At 62.5% G+C, this 14,022-nt stretch carries 11 protein-coding genes; 6 read left to right on the top strand and 5 right to left on the bottom strand.

Annotation, left to right across the window (positions count from 1 at the left end; all coding sequences use genetic code 11):
• Positions 1 to 16 precede the first annotated feature (16 nt).
• Genes FHW75_RS04530 through FHW75_RS04520 form a run of 3 tightly spaced genes read right to left on the bottom strand, consistent with a single transcriptional unit; the run spans position 17 to position 4,098 of the window.
• A complete protein-coding gene (locus tag FHW75_RS04530; protein ID WP_016714043.1) occupies positions 17 to 490 on the bottom strand; it encodes a curlin in 474 nt (157 codons plus the stop codon).
• 15 nt (positions 491 to 505) lie between these two features.
• On the bottom strand, positions 506 to 2,737 hold the full coding sequence (locus tag FHW75_RS04525) for an Ig-like domain-containing protein (RefSeq protein WP_027609792.1): 2,232 nt from the start codon (positions 2,735 to 2,737) through the stop codon (positions 506 to 508).
• A 32-nt stretch (positions 2,738 to 2,769) separates the two neighbouring features.
• Positions 2,770 to 4,098 carry a hypothetical protein gene (locus FHW75_RS04520; RefSeq protein WP_019099240.1) on the bottom strand — a complete coding sequence of 443 codons (1,329 nt, stop codon included), beginning with the start codon at positions 4,096 to 4,098 and terminating at the stop codon, positions 2,770 to 2,772.
• A gap of 269 nt (positions 4,099 to 4,367) precedes the next feature.
• On the opposite strand from FHW75_RS04520, the gene FHW75_RS04515 reads away from it, so the two are divergent.
• The 6 genes from FHW75_RS04515 to FHW75_RS04490 all read left to right on the top strand — a co-directional run bounded on the left by FHW75_RS04515 (position 4,368) and on the right by FHW75_RS04490 (position 10,764).
• Complete coding sequence (locus FHW75_RS04515) at positions 4,368 to 5,279, top strand: LysR family transcriptional regulator (protein ID WP_019099239.1); 912 nt, start codon at positions 4,368 to 4,370, stop codon at positions 5,277 to 5,279.
• A 98-nt stretch (positions 5,280 to 5,377) separates the two neighbouring features.
• On the top strand, positions 5,378 to 6,307 hold the full coding sequence (locus FHW75_RS04510) for a hydroxymethylglutaryl-CoA lyase (RefSeq protein ID WP_183673219.1): 930 nt from the start codon (positions 5,378 to 5,380) through the stop codon (positions 6,305 to 6,307).
• A 24-nt stretch (positions 6,308 to 6,331) separates the two neighbouring features.
• Complete coding sequence (locus tag FHW75_RS04505) at positions 6,332 to 7,522, top strand: CaiB/BaiF CoA-transferase family protein (protein WP_183673217.1); 1,191 nt, start codon at positions 6,332 to 6,334, stop codon at positions 7,520 to 7,522.
• A gap of 12 nt (positions 7,523 to 7,534) precedes the next feature.
• The gene (locus tag FHW75_RS04500) at positions 7,535 to 8,059 is read left to right on the top strand and encodes a gamma carbonic anhydrase family protein (RefSeq protein WP_183673215.1); all 525 of its coding nucleotides are present in this window, start codon (positions 7,535 to 7,537) and stop codon (positions 8,057 to 8,059) included.
• 67 nt (positions 8,060 to 8,126) lie between these two features.
• Entirely contained in the window at positions 8,127 to 9,443 is a 1,317-nt protein-coding gene (locus tag FHW75_RS04495; RefSeq protein ID WP_019099236.1) for an MFS transporter, read from the top strand.
• 40 nt (positions 9,444 to 9,483) lie between these two features.
• Positions 9,484 to 10,764, top strand: a complete 1,281-nt coding sequence (locus tag FHW75_RS04490) for an OprD family porin (RefSeq protein WP_027609790.1) — start codon at positions 9,484 to 9,486, stop codon at positions 10,762 to 10,764.
• A gap of 3 nt (positions 10,765 to 10,767) precedes the next feature.
• On the opposite strand, the gene FHW75_RS04485 is transcribed toward FHW75_RS04490, so the two are convergent.
• Together FHW75_RS04485 and FHW75_RS04480 are read right to left on the bottom strand one after the other, a co-directional pair.
• Positions 10,768 to 11,907: a DUF6708 domain-containing protein gene (locus FHW75_RS04485; protein ID WP_155951549.1), complete on the bottom strand. Its 1,140-nt coding sequence runs from the start codon at positions 11,905 to 11,907 to the stop codon at positions 10,768 to 10,770.
• Positions 11,908 to 14,022, bottom strand: a 2,115-nt coding sequence (locus tag FHW75_RS04480; protein ID WP_260308755.1) for a T6SS effector BTH_I2691 family protein, incomplete at its 5' end; no start/stop codon positions are given.

Raw genomic sequence — 14,022 nt, 5'->3', positions numbered from 1 at the left:
GGTGGTGCCTCCAGGTCTATCGGTATTGGGTGATCTGCACATGCTGGCCATTGCCGGTCTGGGTCACGGAGCTGTTGAGGCCCGAGCCGGACTGCACGATGCTGGCGCTGTTGTCGTTGCCGATCTGCTCGATGGCTGCACTGTTGCCGCTGCCGCTCTGGCGGATCGATGCGCTGTTGCCATTTCCCTGTTGGCTGATGCTGGCCATCAGGTCACTGCCTTCCTGCAAGATGTACGCTTCCTGCGCACCGCCGGCCTGGACGATGCGGCCCAGCAGGGCCTGGCCGTTCTGGTCGAGGGCGGCGCGGTTGCCCGCCCCTTGCTGCTCGATCACCGCAGCCTGACCGGCACCGACCGGTAGCAGGCGGATGATCACCGGGTCGCCGAGGTCGTTGCCGGGCGCAAGGTCGGCATTGTCCATCAGGTCGTCGGCCCAGCTGGCCTGGCCCACGAGGGCCAGGCTGAGCAGCAGTGGATACAGGCGTTTCATGGCGTTTCCCCGCCTTTACTGCACAACCACGTTGACGGTGCGGGTAGTACCCGGGCTGGTGGTGATGGTCGCCGTCGGCGCGGCGGTCGGGATTATCGTGGTGCTGTTGCTGACGGCCAGGCGCCAGCGGCCGGTAACCGGCACTGTGGCGGTACCCAGCGTCTGCACCCCGGTGGTAGTGGTGACCCGGACCGTGACAACGTTGCCCGTGGTAACCGATGAGGTACCGCTGATATCCCAGTTGTAACGGTTGTTGGAGCGTGCCGTGACGGTAGCTGCCGTGACCGTGAAGGTTTCGGCGGCTGGCCTTGGCGACACGTTGACGGTGACCGTGCCCGGGGTGGACAGCGCCCCCAGCGAGTCACGTGCCTGATAGGTGAAGGTGGTGGTGAAGGCTGCGGTTACCGTGGCCGGTGGGGTGTAGGTCACCGTGGTGCCATCGGTGCTGACGGTGCCTCGGCCTGCCGCCGGTTGGGTGACGGCCGCAACAGCCAACGGCACGTTGCCTTCCGGATCGGTGTCGTTGGCCAGCACGTTGATGGTCAAAGGCACGCTCAGGGTGGCGACGGTTTCCGGGTTGGCGGTTGGAGCCTGGTTGGGTGCAACGTTGATGGTGACTGTTGCCGGTTCCGACTTCAGGCCCTTGGCGTCCACCGCCCGGTAGCTGAAGGTGGCCACCAGTGGTTGCGTAGCCCCGGCTGGCGGGGTGTAGGTGACCGAGGTGGTACCGTTGAGCACCACGCCGCCAAGGCCGGTGCCTGGTTGGGTGAGGTCACTGATGGTCAACGGCACGTTACCGTCCGGGTCGCTGTCGTTTTGCAGCAGGTTGAGGGTGATTGGCACACCGACACTGGTGCTACCGACATCGGCCTGGGCCAGCGGTGGCTGGTTGGCTGCCTCGACCGGTGCGTTGCCGACCACGATCACCGGTTCTACATCGCTGCCCCCGTGGGCAGACTTGACCGTAACGGTGGCTGGCGGTTGTGCCACGTCGTTGACCGTGATGCTTTGCAGCGTGCCCGCTTTCGACATGCGGCCGTAGCCTTGGGCGAGCATGTCGGGGATGACGACCTCATCACTGGACATGGCCTCGATCAGCAGGCGTTTGTTGGCCCAGTCATAGCGTGCAGTGCTGACCTTGACCACATCGGTCAACTTGCTCGACAGCGCGGTCGGCTGGGTGCCGCCAGCACTGTTGCTGGCGGTGACCACCACCACCGCAGGCGGTACGTCTTGGCTAAGTTGCTGGCTGAAGAACAGGCCGTTGTTGTCCGCCGTCAGGTTGAACTGGCACGGCGAAGGGGGCGTGCCGATCAGGGCCAGGCCATTGCGCATGCACAGGCTGGCCTCTCTCGGGGCCTTGGCGAACACTTCTACACGGGTGCCGCCACCGGTGCGCGAGTAGGTGGCTCGCTCCAGCGTGACCGGCGTTTGCGCGCGTTGGTCCAGCACTTTGCCCGATACGGTGAACAGTGCGGTCTCGATGCGCCCGGGCGGGCCGTCGATGCGGATGAAGTTGGTGTTGAACGGGCTGCCGACCACGGCTTCCGGGCGATTCGGGTCGCCGATAAAGGTTTCCGTGGCACCGGTGTCCGGGTTGACCTCGGTGTAAGGCCCACCAACCCCGCGCAACCATGGCCCGAGTGCACCGTTGAGTGCCCCGGTGAAGTTGCCCGGTGCGCCGATGCCGATGTCGCGGGTGATGTTGATCGCCCGCCGGCCTGGCGTGGTGACGTTGACCGTTTCCACACCGTAGGGGTGGGTAATGGTGTAGGTACCGGCGCGCGGCACCGAGACGCGGATACGAATGCGGGCGAAGCTCTGCTGGTCGCCGTCTACCGGGTTTTCGGCGGCAAAGGCTGCTTCCAGGCCGGCAACGTAGGCATCCAGTTCATAGCCGCTGTTGCCGACTGCCGGGATGGTGGCCTCGGCCAGGAACCAGAACATCTCTGGCGGCCAGTTGTCGGGGAATACCAACGGCAATGCATCGTCGTAGATTCCGGGCTCTGGCAGCAGCGTGCACATGTAGGATGGCGCGGCGGGGGTGCCGGGTACCCGGGTGCTGGTGGCGCGTGACTGGCACAGCTCCAGGGACTGGTTGAGGCTGTCCTTGTACCACATGGGGTAGCCGCCCGTGGCGAAGGTGTAAGGCCCTGGGTCGACTTCAGACAGCGCAGCAAAGGCGGCGCTGGTAACGGTGAGGGAAAAACCGGCGGCGAACAGCGCACGGCGCGACCAAGTGTTCATGCGGCCTCCTTGAAGGCTGAGCCTTTGTCTGTTCATGGCACCAGCACCACGTCTTCAGTGTCGCTACCGCCATTGGCACTGGTGACCTGCACCTTGGCCGGCGGGATGGGCGAGAGGGTCATGCTCAACGTTTTCACGGCGCCGGTGCCGCCAAGGTTGCCGATCAACGTGCCGTTGCCGGTGTGTGCGGTAAGCACTGGCGGGGTCGTTTCGTCGCTGGTACTGGCCACCAGGGTCAGTTCGCCCGTGGACAGGCGGTATTGGGCCTGGGTAATGGTCACCAGGTCGGTCAATGGCACGTTGCGGGTGGTCAGGCTGCTGGTCGGGATCGCCACGCTGTTGTCGGCGGTCAGCGTCAGGATGCTGCCTGCCGCCGGGTTGAGGGCCGACTGCGCATACCAGGCGCCGGTGCCGTTGGCCTCAGTGAGGTTCAGGCTGGGTGTTTGACTGGTCAGGGTGACACTGGCCGGTGGCGGCGGGGCCATCACGAAGATGTCTTGTTGGGCGCGCAGGTTGCCGTCTTCGGTGTGCCGCGAATAGGTACTGCGCTGTGGCATCAGCGGGGTTGGCAGGGCGACGGTCGAGAGCTTGCCGGATATCGAGAACAGCTCGGTACGCAGGTCGATGCCACCGGGGCCTTCGATGCGTACGAAGTTGGTGTTGAATGGGCTACCGGTTACCCGTTCATCCAGGTTCGGGTCACCGATGAAGCGCTCGCTGCCTTCGGTGTAGGGGCCGTTGACACTGCGCAGGAAAGGCCCGACATCGCCCTTGAGCGCGCCGGTGAAGTCGCCTGCGCCGGCAATGCCGATGTCGCGGGTCATGTTGATCGCCCGGCGCCCGGCGGCGGGCACGTCGAACACTTCGACGCCGTAGGGGTGGGTGACCACGTAGGTGCCAGCGGTAGGCACATCGACCCGGATGCGCACCCGGGCGAAGCTGACCTGGTCACCCTCGACCGGCTCTTCGGCGGCGAATGCCGCTTCGATCGCGGTACCGTAGCTGAGGTCGATGCCACGGGCGGCGTCGACGATGGCGGCGTCTGCAGTGAACCAGAACGCTTCGTCAGGGAAGTTGGTGGGGAAGACAATAGGTTGCGTATCGTCGAATACGCCCGGCGTGGGCAGCAGCGTACACATGTACGCCGGTGCGCCGGGTGCGCCGGCAACCCTGGAGCTGACCGCCTTGGTCAGGCACAGGTCGAGGGTACGACCGTGGCTGTCCTGGTACCAGGCAGGGAAGCCGCCGTTGGCGGGGACGTAGGCGCCTGGATCGACAGCGTTCAGGGCAGCCTGCGCCGGGAGCTGGAGCATGCCGGCGAAAATCGCCACTGCCAGCGGGTGGGGTATCGGTCGGTGCATGAGTCTATTCCTCCTGCAAACGGGCCCATGGACTTGGGGCGTCTGGGAGGAGATCGGCAAGAGCTGTGCCAAAAGCTGGAAAGTGCCTTGAAGGCCTTGCGGCACAAGGGATCCAGTTTTTAAACGGGGCATTCCACACGCTGTCGACGGTGGGCAGCCTTCCCCCAGGATTGGGGATTGGGGGGAGGCCTTTGCGACTCGACAGGCGGGTGCAGTCCCAACTTTGCTACAGTGCATCGGCCTTCCACCTCCCCACGCCGAGCGATGCAATGCAACCCCTCGATCACTTGTCCCTGAACCTGTTCATCGTCGTTTGCGAAGAGGGCACCATCGCTCGCGCCGGCGAGCGCGCTTTCATGGCGCCGTCCGCCGTCAGCAAACGCATTTCGGACATCGAAGCGCGGTTTGGCACCGCCTTGCTCAAACGCAGCAAACGCGGCGTAGAGCCTACCCCGGCGGGGCTGGCCCTGCTGCGACATGCCCGGGACATGACCCGCGCCATGGAGCGACTGGACAGCGAACTTAGCGAATACGCCGAAGGGGCACGAGGCCATGTGCGGGTACTGGCGAACGTGTCGTCGATCATGGAGTTCCTGCCTGAGGAACTCTCGGCGTTCATGCTGGAAAACCCGCTGATCCAGGCCGATATCGAAGAGCGCTTCAGCCCGGACGTGGTGCGCGGTGTGGCGGAAGGCAATGCGGACCTGGGGGTTTGCCGCAAGTCCATGGCGGTGGGCGACCTGGAGTTCGTGCCTTACCGACAGGACCACCTGGCGGTAGTGGTGGGCGCCGAACACCCCTTGGCCGGCCGCAGCCAGGTTGCCTTCGAAGAGACGCTGGCTTATGAACACCTGGGCCTGTCGGCATTCGCCACCTTGAACAGCTTCATGCGCAACAGTGCAGAACAGGCCGGCCGGGAGCTGCGCTTTCGTTCGTATGTGTCCTCGTTCGACGCTGCGTATCGCCTGGTGCAGTTCGGTCTGGGCCTGGCGGTGTTCCCGCAGGAGGCCGTGGCCCGCTATGCAGCGCTGTTCGACCTAAGGGTGATTCCGCTGACCGACGACTGGGCGCTGGGCGAGTTCGTCATCTGCATGCGCGACAGGCACACGCTGTCGCTGTCTGCGCGGCGCCTGCTCGACCACCTGTTACTGCGCGCACCGGCCTGGCAATCGGCAGGCTGATCCATCGTGGCTGACGATGGATCAGCCCGTGAAACACGTCTTTTCTGCTTGCCATGCAGCTCTTAGTCTGGCGCAACGCTTCAGACAGAGAGACCGTGATGACAACAATAACAATCAACGAAGTCGGCATGCGCGATGGCTTGCAGAGCCTGCAGACAATCATGCCGACGGACGCCAAGCGCCGCTGGATCGACGCCGCCTACGCCGCTGGCGTGCGCCACATGGAAGTCGCCTCGTTTGTGCCGGCGCGCTTGCTGCCACAAATGGCCGATGCCCGCGAAGTGGTGGCCCATGCCCTCACATACCCGGGCTTGCACGTCACCGTGCTGGCCCCGAACCTGCGTGGTGCCCGGGACGCATTCGAGTCCGGCGCCCACCGCATCGTTGCCCCGGTATCGGTCAGCATGGCGCACAGCCTGGCCAACGTGCGGCGCACACCCAGGGAAATGGTCGAGGAGCTGGGGCGCATGTGCCAACTGCGTACCGAAATGGGCCTGCACGAGGTGCAGGTCATGGCGGGCATGTCGGTTGCCTTTGGCTGCACCCGCCAGGGTGAAGTGCCGCTGGCCGACCTCTGCGCACTGACCCGCCACGTGATCGAAGCCGGTTGTGACCTGGTCTCGTTAGGCGACACCACGGGCTACGCCAACCCGGACCAGGTGGCGAAGGTGCTGCAGGCTGTGCGTGCGCTTGCCGGTGACCGTCTAAAGGCCGCGCATTTCCATGATACCCGTGGCCTGGCCCTGGCCAACAGCCTGGTTGCGGTGCAACAGGGCATCCGCGAGCTGGACGCTTCGCTGGCTGGCCTGGGGGGGTGCCCGTTTGCCCCTGGCGCGTCTGGTAATACCGTCACCGAAGACCTGGTGTTCATGCTGCAGAGCATGGGCTACGACACGGGTATCGACCTGCCTGCGCTGATCGAGTCGCGCCGGGTATTGAGTGAGGCGCTGCCGGACGAGCCACTTTACGGTTGCATTGCCCGCGCCGGATTGCCGCTCAACTTCGCCAATGCAGCCCACCACGCCTGACCCGCACGCACGAGGAATATCACGATGTCCAGACTTCCCTTGGACGGCATTCGTGTCGTCGAGATTTCGCACATGGTCATGGGCCCGACCTGCGGCATGATCCTCGGTGACCTTGGCGCCGAAGTGATCAAGATCGAACCGGTGCGTGGCGATGGCACACGCCGGCTGCTGGGCGCAGGGGCGGGTTTTTTCCGAACGTTCAACCGCAACAAGCAATGCATCGCTGTCGACGTCGAAACGCCTGAGGGCCGTGAGGCCGTGCTGCAACTGATCGACACTGCTGACGTGTTCATCGAGAACTTCAAGCCCGGGCGCATGCGCAAGCTGGGCCTGGACTACGCCGCGCTTCGCCAGCGTAACCCTCGGCTGATCTACGCCTCGCACAAGGGCTTCCTCAGCGGGCCCTATGACAACCGCCTGGCGCTGGACGAGGTGGTGCAGATGATGGCCGGCCTGGCCTACATGACCGGGCCGGTAGGCCGCCCGCTGCGCGCGGGCAGCTCGGTGAACGACATCATGGGCGGCATGTTCGGTGCCATTGGTGTGCTGGCCGCGCTCAACGAGCGCCACACCAGCGGCACCGGCCGCGAGGTACAAAGCGCCCTGTACGAGAACTGCGTGCTGCTGGCCGCCCAGCACATGCAGCAGTACGTGGTCACTGGCGAGGCAGCGGCGCCGATGCCCAACCGTATCAGCGCCTGGGCCATCTACGACGTGTTCACCTTCGCCGGTGGCGAGCAGATGTTTGTCGCCGCCACCGGTGAAGGGCAGTGGCATGCGCTGTGCCAGTTACTGGGGCAGACGGCCTTGCTGGATGACCCGACACTCGCCAGCAATAACGACCGTGTGTTGCAACGGCCGCGCTTGCTCGCGCACCTGGCCGAGGTATTCGCACCGCTGAACGCCGGGCAATTGGCATTGCAGCTGGAAGCCAATGGCATTCCCTTCGCCCCCATCCGCCGCCCGGAAGAATTGTTCGATGACCCGCACCTGCAACAGAGCGGCGGCATGGCCGACTTGCAACTGGAAGACGGCAGCCACACGCCGATGCCATTGCTGCCGCTGTCGCTGGACGGCCAGCGCCTGCAGCCGCGCCGAGCTATTGCGCGGATTGGCGAGCACACCCGCCAGGTGATGCGCGACCTGGGCTATAGCGATGCACACATTGCCGAGCTGTGCGCGGCGGGTGTGCTGAAAACCGACGACGCGGTGTGAGGGGGGCTTGAGATGGCGATCTATCAATACGACACCCTTGCGCCCAGCCTGCACCCGGAAACATTCGTTGCCGAGGATGCCAGCGTGATCGGGGACGTTACCCTCGAACAAGGTGTCAGCGTGTGGCCACAGGCCGTGCTGCGCGGAGACAACGAACCCATCCGGATTGGCCAGTACAGCAATGTACAGGAAGGCGCGGTGCTGCATGCCGATCCAGGCTTTGCGCTGACCGTGGGGCAGGGCGTCACCATCGGCCACCAGGCCATGCTGCATGGCTGCACCATTGGTGACGGGGCGCTGATTGGCATCCAGGCGGTAGTGCTCAACGGCGCGGTCATCGGCAATAACTGCCTGGTCGGTGCTGGCGCAATCGTCACCGAGGGCAAGGTGTTTCCGGACAACTCGTTGATCCTGGGGGCGCCGGCCAAGGTGGTGCGCGAACTGACACCGGACGCTATCGCCGCCATGCGGCGCAACGCCACCGAATACGTTGGCAAAGGCCAGGCCTTCAAGGAAAAGCTGATCCGCATCCGCTGAAAACCCTGCAAGTGGCGCCCGCCGAGGCGCTGCTGCTCTCCAATAATTACAAGAATGGAGATCCACCATGGTTGCCATGACCGGCGAACTGGCGCGTGAGCGCACCGACAGCCACATCAACGAACTGCTGCTTTACCGCCGTGTGGCCTGGCGCATCATGCCGCTGGCCATCATCTGCTTCCTGTTCTCGTACTTCGACCGTATCAACATCAGTTTCGCCAAAGCCCAGATGCAGCAGGAACTGGGCTTGAGCGATGCCGCCTATGGCCTGGCCGCAAGCATGTTCTTCGTCGGCTATGTATTGTTCGAGGTGCCCAGCAGCCTGGGCCTGAAACGCTACGGTGCGCCGGCCTGGATCTGCCGGATCATGGTGTCGTGGGGCCTCGCCACGGCTGCATTGGTGTTTGCCTATACCCAGTACACCCTGTACTTCCTGCGTTTTCTGATCGGGGTGATGGAGGCCGGTTTCGGTCCGGCGATCCTGTTCTACCTGGCGTGCTGGTTCCCCCGCAAACACCTGGCAAAGATGAATGGTTTGTGGTTCCTTGCCGTGCCGCTGGCCGGCGCGGTGGGTGGCCCGGCAGCAGGCTTTTTGCTGGGGACAATGGACGGCGTGCTGGGCCTGGCCGGTTGGCACTGGCTGTTCCTGATGTCCGGCCTGCCTTGCGTGGTGCTGGGCCTGCTGGTGCTGAGGAAGCTGGACCGCGACATCGACGCGGCGAAATGGTTGAGCCGTGAAGAGAAAGACGTGCTGAAGGAAAACCTGGCCCAGGACAAACGCACCGAAAAACCCATCCTCGGCTCGCTCTGGCGGGTACTGCTGACCCGTGAAGTCGCGATCATGGCGTTCATCTACTACGTGGTCAAAACCGCGTCCTATGGCCTTAACTTCTGGATGCCACACCTGATCAAGTCATCGGGCGTGCAGGACATGCTCTGGGTCGGCGTGCTGTCGGCGTTACCCTATGCGGTGGCCTGTATCGGCATGGTGCTACTGACCCGGCGCTCCGACCGTACCGGTGAACGCAAGCGCTACCTGGTGTATTGCCTGCTTGCAGCGGCCATCGGCTATCTGCTGGCGTGCCTGTTTTCCGACTCGTCAATGGCGATGATGGCCGCACTGGTGCTGGCTACCGCAGGCACCTTTATCGCCATCCCGATCTTCTGGACCATTCCCCAGTCGACCTTCTCGGGGCTTGCGATCGCCACAGGCACCGCTGCGATCAACTCGGTGGGGCAACTGAGCGGTATCGTCGCACCGGTGATGGTGGGCAAGATCAATGACCTTACCGGCAGCACCTACATGGGCATGCTGTCGATCGCCCCGCTGATCCTGATCGCCTGCCTGGTGGTGATGCGCTACGTGCGCAACCCCAAAAGCTGATTGGCGCTGAGTCTTCGAACAACAAGAACAAGGCACACCCATGATCATCCGTTTCCGGCGAGCATCGCTGATGCTCGCGGCGCTTTGCTGCGCCTGCCAAACCGCCCAGGCTGCCTTCGTCGATGACGGCAGCGGTAGCCTGGAACTGCGCAATTTCTATTTCGACCGCGACTTTCACGGTGACAGCGCCACGCAATCCCGGCGCGGGGAATGGGCCCAAGGGTTTCTGCTGCGCTTGCAGTCTGGCTACACCGACGGCGTGGTCGGCTTCGGCGTGGATGCGGCGGGCATGCTTGGGTTCAAGCTGGACTCCTCGCCCGACCGCAGTGGCACCGGCCTGCTGCCACGGGGCAGCGACAAACGAGCGGCGGATGACTACGCCAAGGCCGTAGCTACCTTCAAGGCCAGGCTGGCGCAGAGCGAACTGAAAGTCGGCGGCCTGAGCCCGCAATTGCCGCTGCTGGCGTCCAACAACAGCCGGCTGTTCCCCCAGTGGTTCAACGGTGCGCAGCTGGTGAGCAAGGATCTGGACCGGTTTACCTTTACCTTGCTGCAAGTCGATGCCACCAAGTTGCGCGACTCCACTGACTACGAAGACCTGACGGCCATGGCGCAGCAAGGGGCCTATTCGGCAACAGTCACCAGTGACCGGCTTTACTACGTTGGTGCGGACTACCAACCCCTGAACAACCTGACTTTCAGCCTGCACACCAGTAAGCTGGAGGACCTGTTCCGCCGTGATTTTGCCGGGTTCAAGTTTAAGACCCGCCTGGGGCCGGGGGATGTCTTCACCGAGTGGCGCTGGTTCAATGCACGCCAGCAAGGCCGGGCATTGTTGGGTGAAGTCGACAACCAGACCCTCAGCACCAACGTCGGCTACAGCATTCAGGGCCACACGTTCAGTGGTGGTTATCAGAAGGTGAGCGGTGACACGGCGTACGCCTATGTGGGCGGTACCGATACCTACCTGTTCAGTGAACAGCAGGTCAGCACCTTTGCCTTGGCCAACGAGCGTGCGTGGATGCTGCGCTACGACTACAACTTCGCCGCCTTGGGTATCCCGGGGCTTACGTTCAATGTGCGTTATGTGAAGGGCGACCAGGTGGAGCCGCAGCGTATAGCCAGCGTGAAGGGCAGAGCCCTGGCGACAGACGATGGAGAAGGGCGGGAGTGGGAGCGCACCACGGATATCACCTACGTGGTGCAGTCGGGGCCACTCAGGCATGTGTCGCTGCGCTGGCGAAATGCGAGCATGCGCTCGAACTTTGCCGATGCAGCGGATGAGAACCGGGTGATTGTGGGGTACACGGTCGAATTTTGAACATCATGGGGCCGGTGCACCCTTCGACTTCGACGTCCGCGGTTTGCGTGGTTTTTTCTCCGGACGCTTGCCAGGCTTGAGCTGCCAGCGATCGGCGTTGGCGAGCAGGCGTTCTTGAATGGCCGGCGGGTAGTCGCTGAGGGTCGTCACCGGTGGGACGGGTTTGCCAGGCATACCCGCCTCGCGGATGACCTTTGGCCAACGTGGTCGCCAGCACAGCAGCAGGCTGAGCCAATGGCCGGTACCTACGATGACGAAGGCGGGCCAGATCATGAGCAGGACGACTTTGAACAGCCAACTGCTTTTGCGGAAGAAGCGACCAAGGCCTTCGAACTGGGCGCTGAAGGCCTGGATGGGTGAGGGCAGTTGGGTGCTCAGGCGAGGGCGGGGGACGGCGTGCGGGCCTTCTTCCATGTAGCGGCGAATGAACTCCCACTCGTCGCGGAGTTCACTGCCGCCTTGGCCTTGTTTGCCGAGCAGGGCCATTTCCATATGGGGGAGGCCGGTGCGGCTGGGGTGCCAGACCAGACCGAGTCGCATGCCTAGGCTGAGTGAGTCATCTTCTGGGTCAATGGCAGTGCTTCCGGTTGTTCTCCATGGGAAAGTTACGATGCCACCACAGTATTTCGGTCTATGGAGGTAAACTTGTTGAGTTACTCGATTGAAGCGAATGAGTAGGTGGCGGCTCGTGAGCATTTCCAGTCGGGTTAGATGAATTCCATATTTCGAGTAAAGATAGAGTATGGTCGAGGAAGCTGAGAGCATTATTACTGTGGTGAGGAGGGTGACTGCGGATCGCCCCTCAGGATCCGTAATATCCATCCATATAAAACCAATGGTGATGTATAGTCCGACAGCGATGGCTGGGGCGATAGCGCCGAGCGTTGCGAGCGTAATTAGGCCTCGCTTTTCTTCTGAGCCACCACAGCGAACTTCCAAGAAGATGTCGTTAAAAGCGAATACAGGGCCTCTTGCACAAGGTTTTTCACTGACGGATTGGAAATGTATTTCTTCCTGCAAATCGCCCTCATAGAAGTCCTGATTTCCGCGTTTTTCTTTCGGTGTCCGTTCTGCTTCATATGCTTCTCGCTCAGCCTTGGATTCTTTGGCCATTCTCCAAAAACCCCATTCGATCAAATACATTTACAATACCTCGCTGAATGCCGAGTGCAGGGTCTTCAGCTCTTCAATATCTTCAAAAGGCTTTGAATTTTTTGCAAGACGGAACGTGCTGCGTTTGCACCATTTTTCTAAAGCATCGTCCTCAAATATGTAAATTATTACAGTCAGAGCCAGGCCGACCCAGAAAGCGCCAAGAATTAGACGAGTAAGTAATAAACGAGCAGCTTGCGTACCGAGTTTTTCTGCGATCGCTCCCAAGGACGTGGATACCATCCTTGCCAGCTTGGTTTTGGCATTTTGAGAAAGGTAGTCGAAGAGGGGCTTTGCAATCGCAACTGCTGTTCCTAACTCTGCCAGTGAAAGGGTTATTGTGGCCATCCCTCTTAGAAAATACGTAGCGGCTAAGAGTCTGGAGTTTTTTTCAGCCTGCTTGGTAGCGCCACTCTGGCTGCTATTGAAATGCTCAACTGAATCAGTGAAATCCCACCACGCTAGCAGCGAGCCTCCGATACCCGCCAATCCAGCGCCCCATAGTTTCAACCTTCCCAATGTCGCTGCTGCCCCTTTCCCGGTCACACTCTTAGCGCCGTATCGGGTTACCACCTGGTCCACATAGCTGGCGCCGACTTCAAAGCCCGCCGCTGCAGTGGTCATCGCGGCTGCCAGGAGTTCGGTCTTCACTCGCGCATCACTGTCGGGCAGCTCCCGCGCCTTGAACGCCATCAGCATGCCTTCCAGCAGGCAGACCAGACTGGCGGCACGCACTTTGTAGAAGTCACTTTTCTTGCCGTCTGCCTGCATCAAGCCCTCAGCCCAGGCCTGGTCCAGAAAGCGTGCAATCTGGCCACCGCTGCGTTGAGAGCTGAGCGATTGTCCATTTCGAGCGGCTTCGCTCAGACGAATGTCGAGCGCGGTCTCATGCACCGACGCAAACAACGTCAGTCGCAGGCCATGGTGCAGCGCCCGGTCTGCACTGTTGGGGGCTCCGCTACGCAGCACCTGTCGCCCAAGCGCGACGAACCAGGCATGCAGGCCGATGCTGGCGGTGTTGTTCTGCTTTTGCAGTTCCTCGTACAGCGAGTTGATACGTCCAAAGGCATTCGCTGCCGCGTGTGCTCGCCTGGCAAGGCCTTCGGCCAGCGTGTAGTTGAATTCCGAGGGCGGTTCGCCCTTGGCGGCCTCAGTCAGCGCCGCCAGCTCTTCCCGGATGTCGTCCTGGTTGTAGCTGATGCCGCGCATCGCCAGGTTGCCCCGGTCCGCCACGTCACTGCGCCACCAATGGTCCAGCACTTTCGTGCCCCAGTCGCTCAGCTCCATGCCGATCACGCACTGGCCGGTCTGCTCGGCAAAGGCCAGGCCACTGATCAGGTCGGCGTTGTCGTAGCGGTCCAGCGCTTGCAGCAAGCGTTCGCTGATCACCCAGCGGGCATGGTCCTTGGCGCGGTCTTCGGCGGCTTGCTGGGCCTGTTGCATGGCCTGCTCGAACGCGTCGAGCTGATCGTGCATGGCCTGGCGGTCGACCAAGTGGCCGTATTTCTGGTCGAACTTCTTGGTGAACTCGCCGGTGTCCTGGCGGGCCTGGGCCTTGGCGCGGATGTCGCGCTCGAACTGCGCCATGTGGGGCTTCATGCGTTCGTCATGGGCGTCGGCTTGCTGCCTGGCCCGTTCGGAAAAGGCGTAGATCTCCGCATGCAGGTGAGGCTGGTTGCGCACTTTCTCGGCCATGACTTCGCGCTTGACGATCTGCTCGGTCACCATCTGCGGGTAGAGCTTCTCGATCTCCAGAAACGATTGCGCCACCAGCAGCTTGCGCTCGTTGTCCACGCCGGGTTCCACGGTGCGTTCCAGCCACTTCGTTTTCACATCATCGACCGCGGCATTGCGCCAGGCGTTGAGCTCCTGGGTAATGCCGATGGCGTCTTCGATCACGATGGCGGCGCCACGGGGTTTGGTCTGGTTCACTGGCGGCGCCAGGGCCTGGCGTGAGGCGTGGGGCGAGACGATCTGGTCGTTGTTGAAGGGTTGCAGGTCCAGCAGCGCCTGCAGGTCGGCATCGTCCCGGGCCTTGAAGTCGGCTACCCAGTTCAGTTGGTCGTGCTTGAGCACATGGGGCTGCGGCGGGGCTTCGGACGGCTG

This window comes from Pseudomonas sp. OG7 (assembly GCF_014192825.1).
Classification (GTDB): Bacteria; Pseudomonadota; Gammaproteobacteria; order Pseudomonadales; family Pseudomonadaceae; genus Aquipseudomonas; species Aquipseudomonas monteilii.
Note: the sequence above shows the minus strand (reverse complement) of the source record. Positions and strands in the feature narration are given on the sequence as shown.

Excerpts from the sequence above, each read along its gene's own strand:
- FHW75_RS04485 (WP_155951549.1), bottom strand. The coding sequence starts at position 11,907 with ATGTATTTGATCGAATGGGGTTTTTGGAGAATGGCCAAAGAATCCAAG.
- FHW75_RS04510 (WP_183673219.1), top strand. The coding sequence starts at position 5,378 with ATGACAACAATAACAATCAACGAAGTCGGCATGCGCGATGGCTTGCAG.
- FHW75_RS04495 (WP_019099236.1), top strand. The coding sequence starts at position 8,127 with ATGGTTGCCATGACCGGCGAACTGGCGCGTGAGCGCACCGACAGCCAC.
- FHW75_RS04520 (WP_019099240.1), bottom strand. The coding sequence starts at position 4,098 with ATGCACCGACCGATACCCCACCCGCTGGCAGTGGCGATTTTCGCCGGC.
- FHW75_RS04500 (WP_183673215.1), top strand. The coding sequence starts at position 7,535 with ATGGCGATCTATCAATACGACACCCTTGCGCCCAGCCTGCACCCGGAA.
- FHW75_RS04530 (WP_016714043.1), bottom strand. The coding sequence starts at position 490 with ATGAAACGCCTGTATCCACTGCTGCTCAGCCTGGCCCTCGTGGGCCAG.
- FHW75_RS04525 (WP_027609792.1), bottom strand. The coding sequence starts at position 2,737 with ATGAACACTTGGTCGCGCCGTGCGCTGTTCGCCGCCGGTTTTTCCCTC.
- FHW75_RS04490 (WP_027609790.1), top strand. The coding sequence starts at position 9,484 with ATGATCATCCGTTTCCGGCGAGCATCGCTGATGCTCGCGGCGCTTTGC.
- FHW75_RS04515 (WP_019099239.1), top strand. The coding sequence starts at position 4,368 with ATGCAACCCCTCGATCACTTGTCCCTGAACCTGTTCATCGTCGTTTGC.
- FHW75_RS04505 (WP_183673217.1), top strand. The coding sequence starts at position 6,332 with ATGTCCAGACTTCCCTTGGACGGCATTCGTGTCGTCGAGATTTCGCAC.